This is a genomic window from Dankookia sp. P2 (assembly GCF_050632255.1).
Lineage (GTDB): Bacteria > Pseudomonadota > Alphaproteobacteria > Acetobacterales > Acetobacteraceae > Paracraurococcus.
The window spans coordinates 2,027,992-2,044,842 of the sequence record NZ_CP192581.1 but is presented as its reverse complement, the minus strand read 5'-3'; the positions used below and the strand labels follow the sequence as shown (position 1 = coordinate 2,044,842).

14 protein-coding genes and 1 pseudogene are annotated in these 16,851 nt (G+C 72.4%); 7 read left to right on the top strand and 8 right to left on the bottom strand.

From position 1 onward, the window contains the following. The first annotated feature begins 192 nt into the window (after positions 1 to 192). On the top strand, positions 193 to 1,335 hold the full coding sequence (locus tag ACQ86J_RS12090) for a helix-turn-helix transcriptional regulator (RefSeq protein WP_431271286.1): 1,143 nt from the start codon (positions 193 to 195) through the stop codon (positions 1,333 to 1,335). Positions 1,336 to 1,679: 344 nt separating this feature from the next. Here ACQ86J_RS12090 and ACQ86J_RS12085 read toward each other — a convergent pair whose 3' ends face one another. From ACQ86J_RS12085 to ACQ86J_RS12070, 4 genes are all read right to left on the bottom strand, one after another. Further along, positions 1,680 to 3,320: an alpha/beta hydrolase family protein gene (locus ACQ86J_RS12085; protein ID WP_431271285.1), complete on the bottom strand. Its 1,641-nt coding sequence runs from the start codon at positions 3,318 to 3,320 to the stop codon at positions 1,680 to 1,682. Positions 3,321 to 3,323: 3 nt separating this feature from the next. Continuing rightward, positions 3,324 to 3,464, bottom strand: a complete 141-nt coding sequence (locus ACQ86J_RS12080; RefSeq protein ID WP_431271284.1) for a hypothetical protein — start codon at positions 3,462 to 3,464, stop codon at positions 3,324 to 3,326. Between the two features lie 96 nt (positions 3,465 to 3,560). Beyond that, positions 3,561 to 7,574, bottom strand: a complete 4,014-nt coding sequence (locus tag ACQ86J_RS12075) for a PAS-domain containing protein (RefSeq protein ID WP_431271283.1) — start codon at positions 7,572 to 7,574, stop codon at positions 3,561 to 3,563. A 305-nt stretch (positions 7,575 to 7,879) separates the two neighbouring features. Further along, positions 7,880 to 8,599, bottom strand: a complete 720-nt coding sequence (locus tag ACQ86J_RS12070) for a response regulator transcription factor (RefSeq protein ID WP_431271282.1) — start codon at positions 8,597 to 8,599, stop codon at positions 7,880 to 7,882. Between the two features lie 321 nt (positions 8,600 to 8,920). Between ACQ86J_RS12070 and ACQ86J_RS12065 the strand changes: the two genes are divergently transcribed. The 4 genes from ACQ86J_RS12065 (at position 8,921) to ACQ86J_RS12050 (ending at position 12,052) form a co-directional block, all read left to right on the top strand. Next, on the top strand, positions 8,921 to 10,174 hold the full coding sequence (locus ACQ86J_RS12065; RefSeq protein WP_431271281.1) for a cation:proton antiporter: 1,254 nt from the start codon (positions 8,921 to 8,923) through the stop codon (positions 10,172 to 10,174). 87 nt (positions 10,175 to 10,261) lie between these two features. Continuing rightward, entirely contained in the window at positions 10,262 to 10,858 is a 597-nt protein-coding gene (locus ACQ86J_RS12060; RefSeq protein ID WP_431271280.1) for an HdeD family acid-resistance protein, read from the top strand. Between the two features lie 91 nt (positions 10,859 to 10,949). After that, entirely contained in the window at positions 10,950 to 11,531 is a 582-nt protein-coding gene (locus ACQ86J_RS12055; protein WP_431271279.1) for a chromate transporter, read from the top strand. After that, positions 11,528 to 12,052, top strand: coding sequence for a chromate transporter (locus ACQ86J_RS12050; protein WP_431271278.1), 525 nt, complete (start codon positions 11,528 to 11,530; stop codon positions 12,050 to 12,052). The genes ACQ86J_RS12055 and ACQ86J_RS12050 overlap by 4 nt, the downstream gene beginning before the upstream one ends. Before the next feature lie 88 nt (positions 12,053 to 12,140). Here the strand turns inward: ACQ86J_RS12050 and ACQ86J_RS12045 are convergent, their stop codons facing one another. Both ACQ86J_RS12045 and ACQ86J_RS12040 read right to left on the bottom strand, forming a co-directional pair. Further along, positions 12,141 to 12,281, bottom strand: a complete 141-nt coding sequence (locus ACQ86J_RS12045; protein ID WP_431271277.1) for a hypothetical protein — start codon at positions 12,279 to 12,281, stop codon at positions 12,141 to 12,143. 8 nt (positions 12,282 to 12,289) lie between these two features. Further along, entirely contained in the window at positions 12,290 to 13,162 is an 873-nt protein-coding gene (locus ACQ86J_RS12040; protein ID WP_431271276.1) for a citrate:proton symporter, read from the bottom strand. Between ACQ86J_RS12040 and ACQ86J_RS12035 the strand changes: the two genes are divergently transcribed. Beyond that, positions 13,149 to 13,556, top strand: coding sequence for a hypothetical protein (locus tag ACQ86J_RS12035; protein WP_431271275.1), 408 nt, complete (start codon positions 13,149 to 13,151; stop codon positions 13,554 to 13,556). The two genes, ACQ86J_RS12040 and ACQ86J_RS12035, sit on opposite strands and share 14 nt — an antisense overlap. A gap of 36 nt (positions 13,557 to 13,592) precedes the next feature. On the opposite strand, the gene ACQ86J_RS12030 is transcribed toward ACQ86J_RS12035, so the two are convergent. After that, positions 13,593 to 14,606, bottom strand: coding sequence for a TonB-dependent receptor domain-containing protein (locus ACQ86J_RS12030; protein ID WP_431272383.1), 1,014 nt, complete (start codon positions 14,604 to 14,606; stop codon positions 13,593 to 13,595). An 80-nt stretch (positions 14,607 to 14,686) separates the two neighbouring features. Then, complete coding sequence (locus ACQ86J_RS12025) at positions 14,687 to 15,649, bottom strand: TonB-dependent receptor plug domain-containing protein (protein ID WP_431271274.1); 963 nt, start codon at positions 15,647 to 15,649, stop codon at positions 14,687 to 14,689. Positions 15,650 to 16,160: 511 nt separating this feature from the next. Between ACQ86J_RS12025 and ACQ86J_RS12020 the strand changes: the two are divergent. Continuing rightward, positions 16,161 to 16,661 (top strand): annotated as a pseudogene (locus ACQ86J_RS12020) (FAD-binding oxidoreductase); the annotation flags it as partial. Positions 16,662 to 16,851: the final 190 nt, after the last annotated feature.

Genomic DNA, 16,851 nt, shown 5'->3' with positions numbered 1-16,851 from the left:
CGACCCTGGCGCTGCGGGTGGCGCGCGCCATTGCCGGCGGGCCTATGACCATCGCATCGGGCACTTGCCACTCTTGCGGTGGCAATCTTATCGCCGACGCGTAGCAAGCTTATCGATTGTGCGCCGTGATGCAGAACCCTGCCCCAGGTGCGGCGTAGGTGTGGCGCTTCGATCCAGGCTGTTGGTGCGCCGATGGATGCCGCCCAGGACCGCCTCGACCTCCTGACCGACCGCTTCTACGACGCGGCGGTCGGGGTCTGCGGCTGGGATGCGGCGCTGCGCGACCTCACCGAGGCCTTCGGCGCCGCCTTCGCCGCCTTCGGTATCGTCGGGCTGCGGTCGCCAGGCCGTATCCTGCATACCGGCATCGACCCCATCCTGGTGGAACGCTACCTGCTGCGCCATGCCGGGCGGAACGAATTGGCACAGCGCACCGAGCACCTGCCGACCGGGAGCGTGATCACCGATGCCAGCCTGATGCCCAAGCCCGAGTTCCGCCGCACCGGCTTCTACCAGGACTGTCTGCAGCCGCTCGGCCTCGACAGCCTGATGAACCTTCGCGCAGTCCGGCACGCCAATGGGCTGGCGGCCAATGTCTGCCTGTTCCGCACCATGCAGCAGGGTGAATTCGGCGTCGAGGACGTCGCTGCCTACGAGCGTCTGGCGCCGCATATCTGCCGCGCCGTTGCCCTGCACCTGCGGGTCGCGGAGGCTGAAGGCGAAAGGCGGGCCCTGGTCGGCGCGCTGGAGATCCTGCCGCGCGCGGCTCTGCTGGTGGATGGCGCGATGCGCGTGCTGCGCACCAACCAGGCCGGCGCCGCCCTGCTGACGGCGCGCGACGGGCTGCAGACCGACCGCGACGGCGGCGTGCTGCGCGCCCGGCAGGCGGAGGAGACCGCGGCGCTGCGCCGGCTGGTAGTGGCGGCGGTGGCTGGCCCCGGCGCCACCCCGATCACCGAGGCCACCGAGCATCTCTGCCTGTCGCGGCCGCCGCCGCCCCGGCCGCCGCTGATCGTCGCGGTGCTGCCGCTCGGCGCCGCCGGCGCTTCCTCGATGGGCCTGCCGCCCGAGGCCGCGGCGCTGCTGCTGGTGACCGACCCGGCGCAGCGGCGCGACCCGCCCTCGCTGCCCCTGCTGCGCGAGGCCTTCGGCCTGACCAGGGCGGAGGCGGAGGTGGCGGCGCGGGCCGGGCAGGGCGAGGAAGTGGCACGGATCGCCGAGGCGCTCGGCATCACCCCGGGCACCACGCGGCTGCACCTGCACCGGGTCTTCGAGAAGACCGGCGTGCACCGCCAGGCGGAACTCGCCCTGGTCCTGGCACGGTTGCAGCGCTGAGGCCGGGCCGGCTTACTATTTTTTCTCGCATATATCATTCATGCGACGCGGCGGCCCCGGCGCGGGCATAGCTTTCCTCCACCGGCACATTGGACCGGCGGCCATGGCGTCACCAGGCGTCACGGCAAGCGCATTTTCATACCGATTGATTTTCGAGAAAAGCCCAGTGGAGGACATCATGGCCCGCAACATGGCATTCGCATCCCTCGCGCTCCTCGCCGGCCTCGCCGCGACCCCGGCCCTGGCGCAGGCGCCGAGCGACCTCGCCTTCCGGCCCGCCCAGGGTGGCAACGTGGTGGGCGGCGGCGTCGCCAGCATGAGCGGCGGCGGCGACGACGGGCTGATCACCTACAGCCGCGGCGGCGCGGGTGGCGGCGCCAGCTTCGACCGGGCCGGCCGGCTCGCCACCTTCGCCGGCAATGACGGTGACAAGCCGCACTGGACCTACGGCGCACCGGCCGAGCCGAGCCCCGGCCGCGAGGCCTGGCTGCTCGGCGGCGGCAATGACGGCGCGGTGGTCTATGCCAACCCGGTGGTCGGGCGCTGACACGACCGGCGTGGCCGCTCATGGCGGCGGGCCATCCGGCCCGCCGCCATCGCCCGGATCTGCCGGGCCGGATACTGCCGCATCCGACGATCTCGTCCGGCGCCGCGGCCGCCGTGAGCAGCGTCAGCCGCAGCTGCGCCGGATGGCCCGAGACGAGGTGCAGCGCCCCGGCATCGGCGAGGACCTCGGTGCAGCCGTGCCGGGTGGTGCAGAGCCGGTCGCCCTCCACCCGCCAGCGCCACTGCCCCAGCGGTCGGGTGACCCGCCCGAGGCTGAAATAGGTGAGCGTGCCGTCTGCCCCCCAGGCCGAGAGCACGTTCATCGCCGGCTCCCATTCCAGCCCGCGCAGCCGCCGCCCGGCCAAAGCGGCGCGGATTTCCGCCCCATGCAGCCGACGGCCCCGCGGCACCAGCAGCGTCGCGCCTGCCTGGAGCGCGCGCATCACCTGGTCGGGCGGCATGCCGGTGGCGCAGGCCCGCGCCACCTCGAAGCCGCGGCTGGCGGTGAGGTGGCGGGATGCCGCGGCGCCCCGGCCGAGATCCGGCCGGTCAAGGCCGGCGACCTGCGCCGCATGGACCTGCAGCCCGGCCTGCTGCGCCGCTGCCACCCAGGCGGTCCAGCTGGCGGCCGGCACCATCCGGTCCTGCCGGTCGCCGATCACGTAGATCTCGGGCCCCGGGCGGATGGCCGGGATGCTGTCCAGCGGATCGGCCAGCGCGCCGGCCCGCATCGCATAGCCGTCCGGCAGCGAGCCGTCCGGCCGCCGGTAATAGGCCTTGAGGTCGAGTGGCGCCGAGCCGATCACCGCGCAGGCGATGTCGTCGCGCCGCGGCAGCAGGTTGGCGACCACCGCGCCGCCGGAGGAGAAGCCGAGCAGCACCAGCTCCTCGATCCCGAAGCGCTGGCGCAGCGCGGTCAGGCCGGCATCGACCAGCGCGACCTCGGCCCGGGTATGCCGGTCCTGCGCATGGTCGCCGGAGGAGCCCTGCATGCCCGGGCGGCCGAGCACCAGCACCGGGATGCCGCCGAGCGCGGCGCTGCGGGCCTGCGCGAAGGCGTGCCGCGCCGCGTCCGAGAGCTCGTAGGCCGGGCTCACCTCCTCGATCTGCGGCCGGCCGCCCGCCGTCCGGTAGGCGGCGCCGCCGGGATCGCCGGGGATATAGACGATCGCCCGCCGCGCCGGCTCGCCGCCGAAGCCGCCGCTGCCGAAGCGGAGGCACTCCGCGCGGTCGCCGGCCCGGACCCAGAGCGCGTCCGGCAGCGCCGCGCAGCCCGGCTCGGTGGCGGCGGCGCCCGAGATCAGCCCTTCCCGCGTCGCGGTGTCGGCGGAGAAGCCGGGGGCGGCGGGCGGTGGCGCGGCCGGCCCGGCGCAGCCGCCGAGCGCGGCCAGCAGGAGCGCCACCGCACGCCGCCGGGGCGTGACCGGGAGGAGGGGCAAGGCTCACCTCTGCTTTGCCGCGCGCCGCGCGAGCGCTTCGCCGCCTGGCCCGCGCGCCATGGCGTCCTTCGCCAGGGCACCGGTCGTCGCGGCGGCGATCGATGCGCCGGCATAGTCGGCCGAATCCGCGCCGCCGGAACGCAATCCGGCGTCATCGGCAGCCGAACCTCCGGCGCCGGCAGCGGCTTGCGTTCAGCGACGAACGCGGCACCGCCATAGGTCATTCTATTCGGACCAGCTTCAGGCGCCCGCGCCTTCAGCCTCTCCCGCCCTGTGCGCTATCACCGCGGCGATCGCCGAGCGCAGCCGCTCGGTCTGCAGCGGCTTGGTCTCGAACCGGTCCATCCCGGCGGCGCGGCATTCCGCCTCGGCCTGGGGCGAGGCATAGGCGGTCATGGCGATGATCGGCACCCGCGCCGCCGCATCCGGCAGGGCGCGGATCGCCCGCGTCGCGGCGATGCCGTCCATCCCCGGCATCATGATGTCCATCAGCACCAGGTCGTAATTGTGCTCGCGCATCGCGGCGACCGCCGCGGCGCCGTCCTCCACCGCCTCCGCCTGGTGCCCGAGCCGCCGCAGCAGCGCCAGCGCCACGGCCCGGTTCGCCGCGATGTCCTCGGCCACCAGCACCCGCAGCGGCGCGGCGGGCGTGTCGGGCGCCCCGGCCGGCACCGGGCGCAGCGGCAGCGACACCCGGAAGACGCTGCCGGCGCCCGCCGCGCTTTCGGCCGTGATGCCGCCACCCATGCTCTCCAGCAGCAGCCGGCAGACCGCGAGCCCGAGGCCGAGCCCGCCGAAGCGCCGGGCGGTCGAGCTGTCGCCCTGGGCGAAGGGCTCGAACAGCCGCGCCCCGGCTTCCGGCGTGATGCCGATGCCGGTATCGGCGATGGTGATCGCCAGCCGCCAGCCGCCCTCCGCCTGTGCCCCCGGCGGCTCGGGCGCCGCGACGGCGCCGAGGGTGATCCGGCCGGACGGGGTGGATTTCACCGCATTGTCCAGCAGCTTCAGCAGCACCTGGCGCAGCCGGTCCTCGTCGCCCAGCGCCGCCCGCGGCAGGGCGGGGTCGAGCTCGAGCACGAATTCGAGCCCCTTGGCGCGGGCGCGCGGCGCGACCTGGCCGGCCATGGCGGCCAGCGTCGCATGCGGGTCGAACGCCGCCTCCCGCAGGGTGACCCGGCCGCGCTCCAGCCGGGAGACGTCGAGGATGTCGTCCACCAGGCCGAGCAGCTGCCGCCCGGATCTGCGCACCGTCCGCAGGTCCTCCACCTGGTCCGGCCGCGGCTGGTGCAGCAGCAGCACATCCGACAGCCCGATCACCGCGTTCAGCGGCGTGCGCAATTCGTGGCTGACGATGGCGAGGAATTCGGTGCGGCTGCGCAGCGCCGCCTCGGCCGCCAGCCGGGCGGCCTCCTGCGCCTGCAGCATGGCGTGGCGGGCGGTGACATCGGTGAAGGTGCGGACCGAGCGGCCGTCCTCGAGGAAGCGGGACCGCACCTCCAGCATCCGGCCGTCCGCGGTGGCGCGGATATAGGGCGGATGCTCCGCGCCGCCCGGCGCCGGCTCGATGCTCGCCAACGCCACGGCCTCCAGCGTCGTGGCGAAGTCGCCGCGCTCGAGCTGGAAGCGCAGGATGTCGCGAATTGGCGTCCCGGGTCGGATCAGCTCGGGCGGCAGGTCGAGCAGCACGGCAGTCAGGCTGTTGGTCACCTCGACCCGGCCTTCCGCATCGACCAGCGCGATGCCGAGCGGCGCGTTCTCGAAGGCGGCGGCCAGGGCGGCGCGGGCGGTCTCCTGTGCCGCCAGCGCGGCATGCCGCTCGGTCACGTCGGTATAGGTCCGGATGGTTCGGCCGTCGGGCAGGGTGCTGGACCGCACCTCCAGCGTCCGCCCGTCGGGCAGCCGGCGCTCGTAGCGGTCCCGCCCGGCGCGTCGGCCCTGCAGCGCCGCCTCCGCCTCGCTCGCCAGGTCCGGCTCCCCGGCCAGGTCGCCGCGGTCGAGCTGCAGCCGCAGGATGTCGCGCGCAGGGGTGCCGGGCTGCGCCATGGCCGGCGGCAGGCCCAGCAGGTCGACGGCGATGCCGTTGACGATCTCCACGCGCCGGTCGGCGCCGATCAGCAGGATGCCGAGCGGGGCATTCTCGAAGGCCGCGACAAGCGCGGCCCGCGCCGCCGCCTCGGCCTGCAGGGCCTGATGCCGGGCGGTGACGTCCGTGAAGGTGCGGATCACCCGGCCGTCCGGCAGGTGGGTGGTCCGCACGTCCATCATGCGCCCGTCGCGCAGCCGCCGCTCGTAGTCCACCAGCGGTGGCTCCGGTCCTTCCAGCGTGGCGCGGGCGGCCGCGTCCACCATCGGCGTCTCGGCGAAATCCCCGCGCGCGAGCTGGAAGGCCAGGATGTCCCGCACAGCGGTGCCCGGCCGGGCAAGCTCCGGCGGCAGGTCGATCAGGTCGATGGCGATGCCGTTGATGACCTGCACGCGCCGGTCGGCGCCGATCAGCAGGACGCCATGCGGCACGTTCTCGAAGGCCGCGGCCAGCGCCGCCTGGGCCGCCTGGGCCTGGTCGCGCGCCGCCGCCTCCGCCCGCAGCGCCGCATGGTGCGCGGTGACGTCGGTGTAGGTGCGGATGAAGCGGCCATCGGCGAGGAAGTTGGAGCGGACCTCGATCACGCGGCCGTCCGGCTTGACCCGCTGATAGACCCGGCCGTCATGGGCCGCTGCCCGCATCGCCGCCCAGGCCACAGGGACCGGCCCGTCGATCGGGGCGATCTCGCCGGCGGCGACCTGGTGTTCGATCACGGTGGCGACCGGGGTGCCGGGCCGGGCGAGCTCGGGCGGGATGCCGGACAGGTCGATGGCGGCCTGATTGCAGAGCAGGATGCGGTCGTCGGGCCCGACCAGCATCACCCCGTGCGGCGCATTCTCCAGCGCCGCCACCAGCGCCTTTTCGGCCGCCTGAGCCTGGTCGCGCGCGGCGGCGATGGCGGCGGCGGCGCGCCGCGCCGCGGTGACGTCGGTGAAGGTCCGCACATGGCTGCCATCCACCGCATGGGCGGTGCGGATCTCCAGCTCGGTGCCGTCCGGCCGGGTCCGCAGCGTCACCACCGGCGGCCTTTCCGGCCCGCCGAAGCTATCGACATGGGTATGCGGCGCCGGGCCGCCGCCGAACTCGCCATGGGCTTCCTGCCAGGCGACGACGTCCTCGATCGGGGCGCCGGGCACGGCGAGCCCAGGCGGCAGGCCCAGCAATCCCGTCGCCCGCCGGTTCACCACCGCCAGCCGGCGCTGCGGGTCCACCATCATGATGCCCTGGCCGACATGCGCGACCACGGCTTCGAGCAGCGCCCGCGCCCGCCGGTCGCGCCGCCGGAGCTGGGCGACGGCCAGGCAGGTGCCGAGGATCAGCAGCGTCGCCACCCCGCCTCCGGCCAGCAGCTTGACGCGCTCCCGCCGCGGCAGGGCCAGGGCGACGTCGGCATCGGTGCCGATGGTGACGACCAGCGGATAGCCCTGCACCCGGCGATAGAGGAAGAACCGGTCCACCCCGTCGACCACGCTGCGGTCGCGCCAATGCGCCTCGCCCCCGGTCGCGCGGATATTGGCGACGGTGGCGTCGGGCAGGCGGGTGCCGACCAGGCTGTCAGGTCCCGGCACCCGGGCGCGGAGGATGCCGTCGTCGCCGACCAGCCCGACGATGCCGCCTTGCAGGTCGAGCCGCCGGTAGAGCCGGGAGAAGCTGTCGCTGTCCACCGCCAGCGTGATGATGCCGGCGGGGGAGCCGGTCGCGTCGCGCAGCGGGCGGGCGAGGGTGATGCTGCGCCGGCCGCTGGCCCGGCCGGTCAGCGGCGCGCTGATCTCCAGCCGGTCGCGCGACGGGTCGGCGAGGATGGCGGCGACATAGGGCCGGTCGCGGAGGTTGATCGGCGCGGGCGGCACGCCGTCCAGGGTGCTGCGGATGAGGCCGTCGGGGCCGATGATCGCCGCCTGGACGATGTCGATGCCGGGGTCGATGCCGATCCAGTCGCGCAGGGCAAAGCCGGCCGGGTCGCGGGCATGCATCGCGGCGCCGAAGCGGAGGATGGTGTCGATGGTGCGGAGCCGGCCGGCGACCTCGGCTTCCAGGGTGCGGGCGAGAGTGGCGCCGGATTCCATCGTGCGTTCCGTGGCGCGGCGGAACTCGGCCCGGATTCCCAGCCCGACCAGCACCCAGACCGCGGCGAGGAGCAGGCCGGCAAGGCCGAGCCCGGCCCTGTCCATCCAGCGCGCGGGCCGGCCTACCTGAACTACCGCCTCAGCCTGCAATCCCTGCCTCCGGACATGGCAGGCCGGCTGGTCGTGCTCTCCTCGGAGACTCCGTCCCGCCGCGCTACCGGACGCAGGCATGTATCACGTTGGTGTCAAACCCTCCTAGAGCAGATGCCGGGAGAGGGTGAATGCGCGGACTCCTGAATTCGCGCTGAAAACAATGCACTACAGCGGTGTGGCGGTCAGTTCTGAACGCCACACCGCGGTCGCCGGAACGGGCGGGGAAGGTGCCCCCGCCCGGCCTGGGGCGGCGCCGGTCAAGCCGCCAGGCGTTCCGGCATCCGCGGCTCCAGCCGGTAGGCGCCGCGGTCGGTCAGCAGCAGCTGCGGGTTGGCCGGGTCGGATTCCATCTTCTGCCGCAGCCGGTAGATATGGGTCTCCAGCGTGTGCGTGGTGACGCCGCTGTTGAAGCCCCAGACATCGGCCAGCAGGGTCGCCCGGTTCACCGGCTCGGCATTGGCCCGCAGCAGGTACTTCAGGATGCGGCATTCCTTGTCGGTCAGCCTGACCTTGCGGTTCTTGCCGGGGTCGAGCAGCAGGCGGACCGCCGGGCGGAACAGGTAGTGGCCGATGGTGAAGCTGGCGTCCTCCGAGTTATCGAAGACCCGCAGCTGGGCGCGCAACCGGGCGAGCAGCTCCGGCAGGCGGAAGGGCTTGGCGATGTAGTCGTTGGCGCCGCTGTCGAGGCCGCGGACGACGTCGGATTCGGCATCCGCGCCGGTCAGCATGATGACCGGCATCTTGCGCCCGTCGCGCCGCAGCCGCGCGCAGAATTCCCGCCCGTCCGCGTCGGGCAGGCCGACATCAAGCAGGATTGCATCGTAACGCGAATCATTCTCGGCCAGCTTGCTCGCCGCTTCCGCTGCGCTGCAGGCCTCGTCGGCGATGAACTCGCCGTCCTGGGCGATCTGCTCCGCCAGCGTCGCGCGCAGGTCGGCATCGTCCTCGATGATCAGGATGGGACGGGCGAGGGTCATAGGTCTCTCCTTCTGTTGCGCGTACCGCGAGGATCGGTTGCCAAGGCTAAAATGCAGCACCGATGCTCAACCTGTGAGATTGGATACGCGATTTTGTGTGCGATCTGCCAAGGAATAATCCGCCCTTGTGCAACACGATGATGTGCGGGATCACACACCCTCTTTGCTTAAACAAGTGAAGTATTGTCTCCGCCTGAGGAACTCCGATGGCGGCAAAGCGGCAAAGTCGCGGCAGCGCTGAGTAACCGGGGACCTGGCCGCGACCTCCCGCCATCCGTGGCGTTGCGTGCCGGCCACACCGCACCGGATCCCGCCCGCTCCATGAATCCTTACATCGTCCTGCTCGCCGGCACCGGCGCGCTGATCCTGCTCGTCGCCTGGTTGCCCATGGCGTTGAAGGAACTGCCGCTGTCGCTGCCGATGTTCTGCGTCGCATTCGGCTTCGCCGCCTTTGGCCTTTCCGCGGGGGACACGCCGCATCCGCTACACTACCCCGCCGTCACCGAACGCCTGACGGAGCTCGTGGTTATCGTCGCCCTCACCAGCGCCGGGCTGAAGCTCGACCGGCGCTTCGGCTGGCACTCCTGGATGCTGACCTGGCGGCTGCTCGGGCTGGCGATGCCGCTGTCGATCGCCGGCATCGCGCTGGTCGCCCACTGGCTGCTCGGGCTTGGCCCGGCGGCGGCGCTGCTGCTGGGGGCGGCGTTGGCGCCAACCGATCCGGTGCTGGCCTCCGACGTCCAAGTCGGCCCGCCGCGCTCGGGCGAGGAGGACGAGGTCCGCTTCACCCTGACCGCCGAGGCCGGACTGAACGACGGGCTGGCCTTCCCCTTCGTCCACCTCGCCATCGGGCTGTCGCTGAACGATGCGCTGCCCGGCGAATGGGTCTGGGACTGGGCCGCGGTGGACGTGGTGTGGAAGCTCGGCGCCGGGATCGCCGCGGGCTGGGCCGTCGGCTCGGCGCTCGGCTGGCTGTCCTTCCGCGTGCCCAATCGCGCCAGGCTTTCCCGCACGGGGGACGGCTTCGTCGCGCTCGGCGTCACCTTCCTCGCCTACGGGGTGACCGAGCTGGTGCACGGCTACGGCTTCCTCGCGGTCTTCGTCGCCGCGCTCAGGCTGCGCGCGGCCGAGCGCCACCACCGCTACCACGACCGGCTGCACGACTTCGCCGAGCAGACCGAGCGGCTGCTGATGATGGTGCTGCTGGTGCTGTTCGGCGGCGCGCTGGCCGGCGGGCTGCTCGACCCGCTGGACTGGTGGGGCGTGCTGGCGGCGGTGATGTTCCTGTTCGTGGTGCGGCCGCTCGCCGGCTGGGTCGCGCTGCTCGGCACCGCGGCGCCGCTGGAAGAGCGGGCGGCGATTTCCTTCTTCGGCATCCGCGGCCTCGGCAGCTTCTACTACCTGGCCTTCGCGCTGAACCAGGCGCCCTTCGGCCATGGCGAGCGGCTCTGGGCGGTGCTCGGGCTGACGGTGGTGGTGTCCATCGCGCTGCACGGGGTGACGGTGACGCCGGCGATGCGGCTGCTGGACGCCAAGCGGCGGCGGCAGGGCGTGCTGCCGCTGGTGCAACCCTGAGCGGGCGCACGACAGCGTCACCCGCTGCCGCTTGGCGGCCCGGCGCGGACGTGCCTAGCTAAGGTGCATCGCAGAGGAGAGCCGCGCATGTCCGGCACCCAACCGACCCCTCCGAGCCTGACCGGCCATTTCCCCCTGGTCCGCCTGATGGCGCGCGGCTGGTGGGTCTTCATCCTGCGCGGGGTGGTGGCGATCCTGTTCGGCCTGGTCGCCTTCCTGGCGCCGGGGCTGGGGCTCGCCTTCATCCTCGGGATGCTGGCTGCCTGGATGGCGATCGACGGCGTCTCGACCCTCTACCAGGCGGTCAAGGGCCCGCCCGAGCGGCACGGCATCTGGTTCTGGGTTGACGGCATCGTCTCCCTCGCGGCGGCTGCCATCCTGCTGCTGGCGCCCGGGCTCTCGGCGCTGACGCTGGTCTACGTGACCAGCTTCTGGAGCATCGCGATCGGCATCTTCCGGCTGATCATGGCCTTCCGTCTGGGCAGCATCATCATGGGCCTGTTCGGCGCCATCACGGTGTTCTTCGGCTTCTGGCTGCTGCTGGATCCCGGCCCTGGTCTGGTCGCGCTGATCTGGATCGTCGGCATCGAGGCGATGGTGGCGGGGGTGCTGATGATCGGCCTCGGCTGGCGGCTGCGGCGGGTGGCGAACGACCCGCACGGGCCGGCGATGGGGCGCGGCTGAGGGCTGAACCGGCCTGCCAGGATACCGCCTCCGGGGCGTTGCCGCCCCGGGGCTTTCCGGCGAGCATGCGGGCGTCCCGGAGAGAGCCGTTTTGCCCGAAGCCCCGCCGCCCACGCTTGTCCCCACCCGCCGCGACCTCTTCATCGGCTACCTGAAGATCGGCATGTTCGGCTTCGGCGGCGTCGCCGCCTGGGCCCGCCGCGTCATCGTCGAGGAACGCCGCTGGCTGACCGAGCGCGAATACGCCGAAGTGCTCGGCCTCGGCCAGGTGCTGCCGGGACCCAATGTGGGCAATGCGGCGGTGATGATCGGCCGGCGCTTTCACGGCCTGCCCGGCGCACTGCTGGCGACCGCCGGCATCTACTGCGCGCCGCTGCTGATCCTGATCGCGCTCTGCCTGCTCTACGACCGCTATGGGCAACTGCCGGCGGTGGCGCCGGTGATGGCCGGGATCGCCGCGGCGGCGGCCGGGATGGTGATCGGCACGGCGCTCAAGATGGTGGGAAAGCTCAAGCTTGCCCCGGAGGCGATCCTGCTGTTGGTGCTGGCCGCCTTCGCCGCCGCCTGGCTGCGGCTGCCGCTGCCGCTGATCGTGCTGGCCCTGGCGCCGCTCTCGATCGCCGCCTCGCTCTGGCGGGCCGGGCTGATCCTGCGCAGCGAGACCTCCCGATGACCCTGCTGCTGCAGATCCTCGTCACCTTTGGGATCCTCTCGCTCGTCGCGGTCGGCGGCGCCAATGCGGTGCTGCCGGAGATGCACCGGCAGCTTGTGGAACTGCATGGCTGGCTGGACGACGCGACCTTCGCCCAACTCTACGCGCTCGCCCAGGCGGCGCCGGGGCTGAACATCCTGGTCGCTAGCGTCATGGGCTGGCGGATCGGCGGCGCCGGCGGCATGGCGATGGCGACGGTGGGGATGCTGCTGCCGTCGGCGGTGCTGGCCTGGATCATGGCCGGGTTGGTGCAGCGGCTGCGCGGCGCGCCCTGGCTGAAGCCGGCGCAGGGCGGGCTGGTGCCGATCGCGGTCGGGTTGCTGCTGGCGGCGGGGCTGGTGATGGCCGAGGCGTCCAGCCAGTTCGGCCTGCTGCCGCTGGTGGTGGTGGCGGTGTCGAGCGTCTTCGTCTGGCGGACCAGTTACAGCCCGCTCTGGGTGCTGATGGGCGGCGGGGTGCTCGGGTCGATCCTGCTGCGGTAGGTACGGCGCTGCCGCAGCGCGGCAGCCAACCCGGAAAAGCTGGATGAGGGGGCTCGGGGGAAACCCTTCTCCCCGGTTTTCCTTTCCCTCAGAACAGCGGGATCGCCCCGACCAGCACCCCGGCCCCCAGCATCACCACGGCCATGCCGAGCGCCCAGGGCAGGGTGAAGCGCTGGTGCGCGCCGAAGTCGATCTCGCAGAGCCCGACCAGCAGGTAGGTGGAGGCCACGAGCGGGCTCAGCAGGTGCACCTGCTGGCCGACGAGGAGGCCCGGCCGATCGCCTCGGCGCTGTGGCCATAGGCGGCGCCGGCCTCGGCCAGGATCGGCAGGATGCCGAAGTAGAAGGCGTCGTTCGAGATGAGGAAGGTGAAGGGCAGGCTGACCAGCGCGGTGATCAGCGGGATGAACTGCCCGCCGCCTTCCGGGATGATGGCGGTGACGCTCTTGGCCATGGCGTCCACCATGCCGGTGCCCGAGAGGATGCCGGTGAAGACGCCTGCGGCGAAGATGAGCGAGACGACGGCCAGCACGTTCGGCGCATGCGCGGCGATGCGGCGCTTCTGCTCCGCCAGCTCGGGGTAGTTGATAACTATGGCGATGGCGAAGCCGATCATGAACAGTACCGGCAGCGGCAGCACGCCGAGCAGCAGGCAGGCCATCAGCGCCACGGTCAGGCCGAGGTTGACGTAGAGCAGGTGGGGCCGGCGCTCGGGCGGCAGCGGCGCCACCGTGTCGACCATGCCGCCGGTCGGGGCGGCGACGTCGTCGAGCCCGGGCAGGTCGGCGACGCCGATCCGCGCGCGTTCCCGCCGGCCGAGCACCCAGGCGACGAAGACGGCGAAGCCGAAGCAGGCGAGCATGGTCGGGATCAGCGGCACGAAGAGCGTGTTGACGTCGACATGCAGCGCGCTGGCGGCGCGCGCGGTCGGGCCGCCCCAGGGCGTCAGGTTCATGTTGCCGGCCGCCAGCATGATGACGCAGGCGGCGTAGAGCGGGTTCATCCCGAGCCGGCGGAACAGCGGCAGCATCGCCGTTGTCGTGATGATGTAGGAGGTCGAACTGTCGCCATCGAGCGAGACGATCGAGGCCAGCACGGTGGTGCCGATCATGATTCTGCACCGGGTCGCCCTTGACCAGCCGCAGCACGGTGCGCGCCACCGGGTCGAACAGCCCGGCATCGATCATGATGCCGAAATACAGGATGGCAAACAGCAGCAGCACGCCGGTCGGCGCCAGGTTGCGGATGCCGGCGATCATCATCGGCCCCATGGTGCCGGCGAAGCCGCCGATCAGGGCGAAGGCGATCGGCACCAGGATCAGCGCCAGCAGCGCCGAGAGCCGGTCCGTCATGATCAGCGCCATGAAGACCAGCACCATGCCATAGGCGAGCAGTGTCAGCATGCATCCTCCCCGGCCGCCGCCATGCGAGTGGACCGCATGGCGGCCAGGCGGGGCATTGCCCTTGGGTCCGGCGCGGCAGCCGGCCCTTGCGCTTTTGCCTAGCGAACCCCCCGGCCGCCACAAGATGCCGTATTTGTTTCAGAAGCTGATCCGGGTACCGAGATAGAGGCTGCGGCCCTCGCCCGGATAGAAGACCGCGGTCGAAGCCTTGCTGGCATCGGTGATGGTGCCGAGGTCCGACACGTAGCGCTTGTTGGTGAGGTTCCGCGCGTCGAGGAACACCGAGACGCCCGGCCCGACCGTCACCCCCGCCTCCAGCCCCAGCTTGATGTAGCTGTTGGCGCGGAGGGTATTGGCATAGTCGGCCCAGGCGCCCTGCGGCACCCAGTCCAGCGCCGGGCGGACGAAGAAGCGTTCGGCCTGGGCATAGGCGAGGGTGGTCCGCAGCACATGCGGCGGCAGGCCGGCGATGCGGTTGTCGCCATATTGCCGGTCGGCGCGGAAGCGGAAGTCGTTGAAGGTCCAGACCTGGCCCAGGGTCAGCCGGTCCTCCGGCGCCAGCAGCCCCTGCCACAGGTCGTAGCGCCCGGCGAGCTCGACGCCCTGGTTCACCGTGGTGCCGGCATTGAAGGTGCTGGCGGGGATGGAGGGATCGACCGTGTATTGCAGCAACTGGCCGCGCAGGGTGCTGCGGAACAGCGTCAGGTCCCAGCCGCCGCGCTCGAACCGGCCGCGGCTGCCGAGCTCGACCGTCCAGGCCCGCTGCGCCTGCAGCGGCACCCAGACCGGCTGGTTGGCCACCGTCTGCAGCTGGTCGGAGAAGTCGGGCACGTCCTGGCTGCGGGTGACGTTGGTGAAGACCTGCACCTCCGGCCGCGGCTGCCAGAGCAGGCCGAGCTTCGGGTTCAGCCCGTCATAGGTCCGGCTGTAGCGCTGCCCGGTCAGCCGGTTCTCGTAGTCGCGTTCGTCCCGCAGCGCCTTGGCGCCGGCGACCAGGGCGAGGTCGGGCAGCAGCCAGAGCCGGTTTTCGAGGAAGGCCTCGTAGTTCTGCGCGCGCTGCACGCCATTGGCGGTCAGCGCCCCGCGCGAGCCGCGGTTGTTGACGTATTGCAGGGCATCGTTGCTGCCGGCGAAATAGCGGCCGCCGACCACCAGGTCGTTGCGCAGCCCGCCGATCAGGAAGCCGCTGGTCCAGCGCGGCGCCAGGCCCCAGGTCAGCCCGTCCTGGTCGATCACCTGGAAGATCGGGTGGTAGAGCGACTTGTGGATGATCCAGCTGTCCAGGTCGATCTGCCCGGCATCGAGCCGCACCGTGGTGCGGTTGGCGAAGCGCTCCACCTGGACGTCGCGGGCCTGGTTGCCCGCCAGCGCCGCCGCGCTGGCCATGCGGGGGTGTTCAGCGCCTGGTTCAGCGTCAGCGTGCCCGGCAGCAGCTGCCGCGTGTCGTAGATCCCGGCATAGAATCGCGTCTCCACGGCATCGGAGAGGCGGTAGCCGACATTGCCGTTGAACTGGTCGTAGCTGCCGCGGCTGTGCTGCCGCCAGCCATCGGTCGAGAAGTGGGAGAAATTGGCCAGCGCATCCGCCTCGCCGAAGACCCGCGACAGCTGTCCGGAGAGCCGCCAGGTCCCCCAGACCCCTCCCTCGGCGCGGAGGATGTTCGGCGCCTCCGCGGTATGGGCGGTCGGCGTGGTGAAGTTGATCGCGCCGCCGAGCGTCGAGGCGCCATAGGCCAGCGCATTGCCGCCGGGCAGGACCGTGGCGCTGCGCAGCGCCAGCGGGTCGATCTGGTAGAAGTCGCCGCTGCCATCGGCCAGGTTCACCGGGATGCCGTCCTGCAGCACCTCGAGCCCGCGCAGGTGGAAGCCGCGGGCGATGCCGCTGCCGCGCACCGAGAGCCGCAGCTCCTGCCCGTAGCGGTCCTGGACGAAGAGGCCGGGCGTATCGGCCAGCACGTCACGCAGGGTGAAGGCGCGGCGGTTCCGGAATTCCTCCGCGTCGATGAAGCGGGCGGCGGCGGGGGTCTGCTCCACCTGCTTCCGCTGCTCGGCGACCGTCGGGACGGTGAGCGAGCCGGGCGCCCGGCCGACCACGGTCAGCTCCGGCAGGATGGCGTCCGGCGCCTGGGCAAGTGCCGCGGCGGGCAGCAGGGCGAGCAGCAGCGCCCCGCCGGGGGCGCGCGATTGGGCTGGCATGGTGATCTCCTGACGGGGGTAGGCCAGGCCGCGGGGCGGCGTGGCGGGCAGGCGTCAGGCGAAGGGCGGGGCGCGCGGCTGTTGCGGCGGCGCCCGGGCCGGGGCGGGCGGCAGGCCGGCCGGGCGGGGCGCGAGGCCGGCGGCGAAGTAGCGGACGGGCAGGGCCGCGACCGCGGGTGCCGCCGGCCCCGGGGCGGCGCTGCCGGGGCAGAGCGGGCAGCTGTCATGCGCCGCGGCCGCCGGCGATCCGGGCTCCCCCGGGGCCGGCCATCCTCGCCGATCACCAGGGTGCGGATGCCCTCGGTGCCGCAGATCTCGATCGAATGGCCGCCGGCGGCGGCAAGCGGCGCCAGGCAATGGGCGAAGGCCACCCCCCACTGCAACGACAGCAGCAGGGCGAGCACGAGCCGGAGGATTGGCGCGCGGCGGACCATTGCGCGGCTATGGCCGATTGAGGCGCGCGAGTCACGCCTGCGCCGAACGCAATTGACCGCGGGCGTCTTCCGCATGAGTGTCCGCCCATGCCCGACGACCAGCCGCTTTCCGCCCCCTGCTCGATCGCCTCTCTGCCCTGCTCGGGCCGCGCGGCCTGCTGACCGATCCCGCCGACCTCGCGCCGCACCTGGCCGATTGGCGTGCGCTCTATCGCGGCCGCACCCCCTGCGTGGTCCGCCCCGGCTCGGTCGCCGAGCTGGCCGAGGCCGTAAGGCTCTGCGCCGCGGCTGGGACGCCGCTGGTGCCCCAGGGCGGCAATACCTCGATGGTCGGCGGCGCCACGCCGGACGAGGGCGGCAGGCAGGTCGTCGTCTCGCTCGCCCGGCTGAACCGGGTCCGCGACATCGACCCGCTCGACATGACCATGACCGCCGAGGCCGGCCTCGTGCTGAAGGCGGCGCAGGATGCCGCGGCCGGCGCCGGGTGCCTGTTTCCTCTCTCGCTCGGCGCCGAGGGGACGGCGACGATCGGCGGCGTGCTCTCGACCAATGCCGGCGGCAATACCACTGTCCGCTACGGCAATGCCCGCGACCTGATGCTGGGACTCGAGGTCGTGCTGCCGGACGGCCAGGTCTGGAACGGCCTCCGGCGGCTCCGGAAGGACAATACCGGCTACGCGCTGCGGCATCTGTTCGTCGGGGCCGAGGGAACACTGGGCTTCATCACCGCCGCGGTCCTCCGCCTCTTCCCCCGGCCGCGCGAGATCC

What these genes read in the sequence shown, in the direction of transcription:
- ACQ86J_RS12090 (WP_431271286.1), top strand. Translation starts at nt 193, where the DNA reads ATGGATGCCGCCCAGGACCGCCTCGACCTCCTGACCGACCGCTTCTAC.
- ACQ86J_RS12075 (WP_431271283.1), bottom strand. Translation starts at nt 7,574, where the DNA reads ATGGACAGGGCCGGGCTCGGCCTTGCCGGCCTGCTCCTCGCCGCGGTC.
- ACQ86J_RS12070 (WP_431271282.1), bottom strand. Translation starts at nt 8,599, where the DNA reads ATGACCCTCGCCCGTCCCATCCTGATCATCGAGGACGATGCCGACCTG.
- ACQ86J_RS12065 (WP_431271281.1), top strand. Translation starts at nt 8,921, where the DNA reads ATGAATCCTTACATCGTCCTGCTCGCCGGCACCGGCGCGCTGATCCTG.
- ACQ86J_RS12060 (WP_431271280.1), top strand. Translation starts at nt 10,262, where the DNA reads ATGTCCGGCACCCAACCGACCCCTCCGAGCCTGACCGGCCATTTCCCC.
- ACQ86J_RS12050 (WP_431271278.1), top strand. Translation starts at nt 11,528, where the DNA reads ATGACCCTGCTGCTGCAGATCCTCGTCACCTTTGGGATCCTCTCGCTC.
- ACQ86J_RS12040 (WP_431271276.1), bottom strand. Translation starts at nt 13,162, where the DNA reads ATGATCGGCACCACCGTGCTGGCCTCGATCGTCTCGCTCGATGGCGAC.
- ACQ86J_RS12025 (WP_431271274.1), bottom strand. Translation starts at nt 15,649, where the DNA reads ATGCCAGCCCAATCGCGCGCCCCCGGCGGGGCGCTGCTGCTCGCCCTG.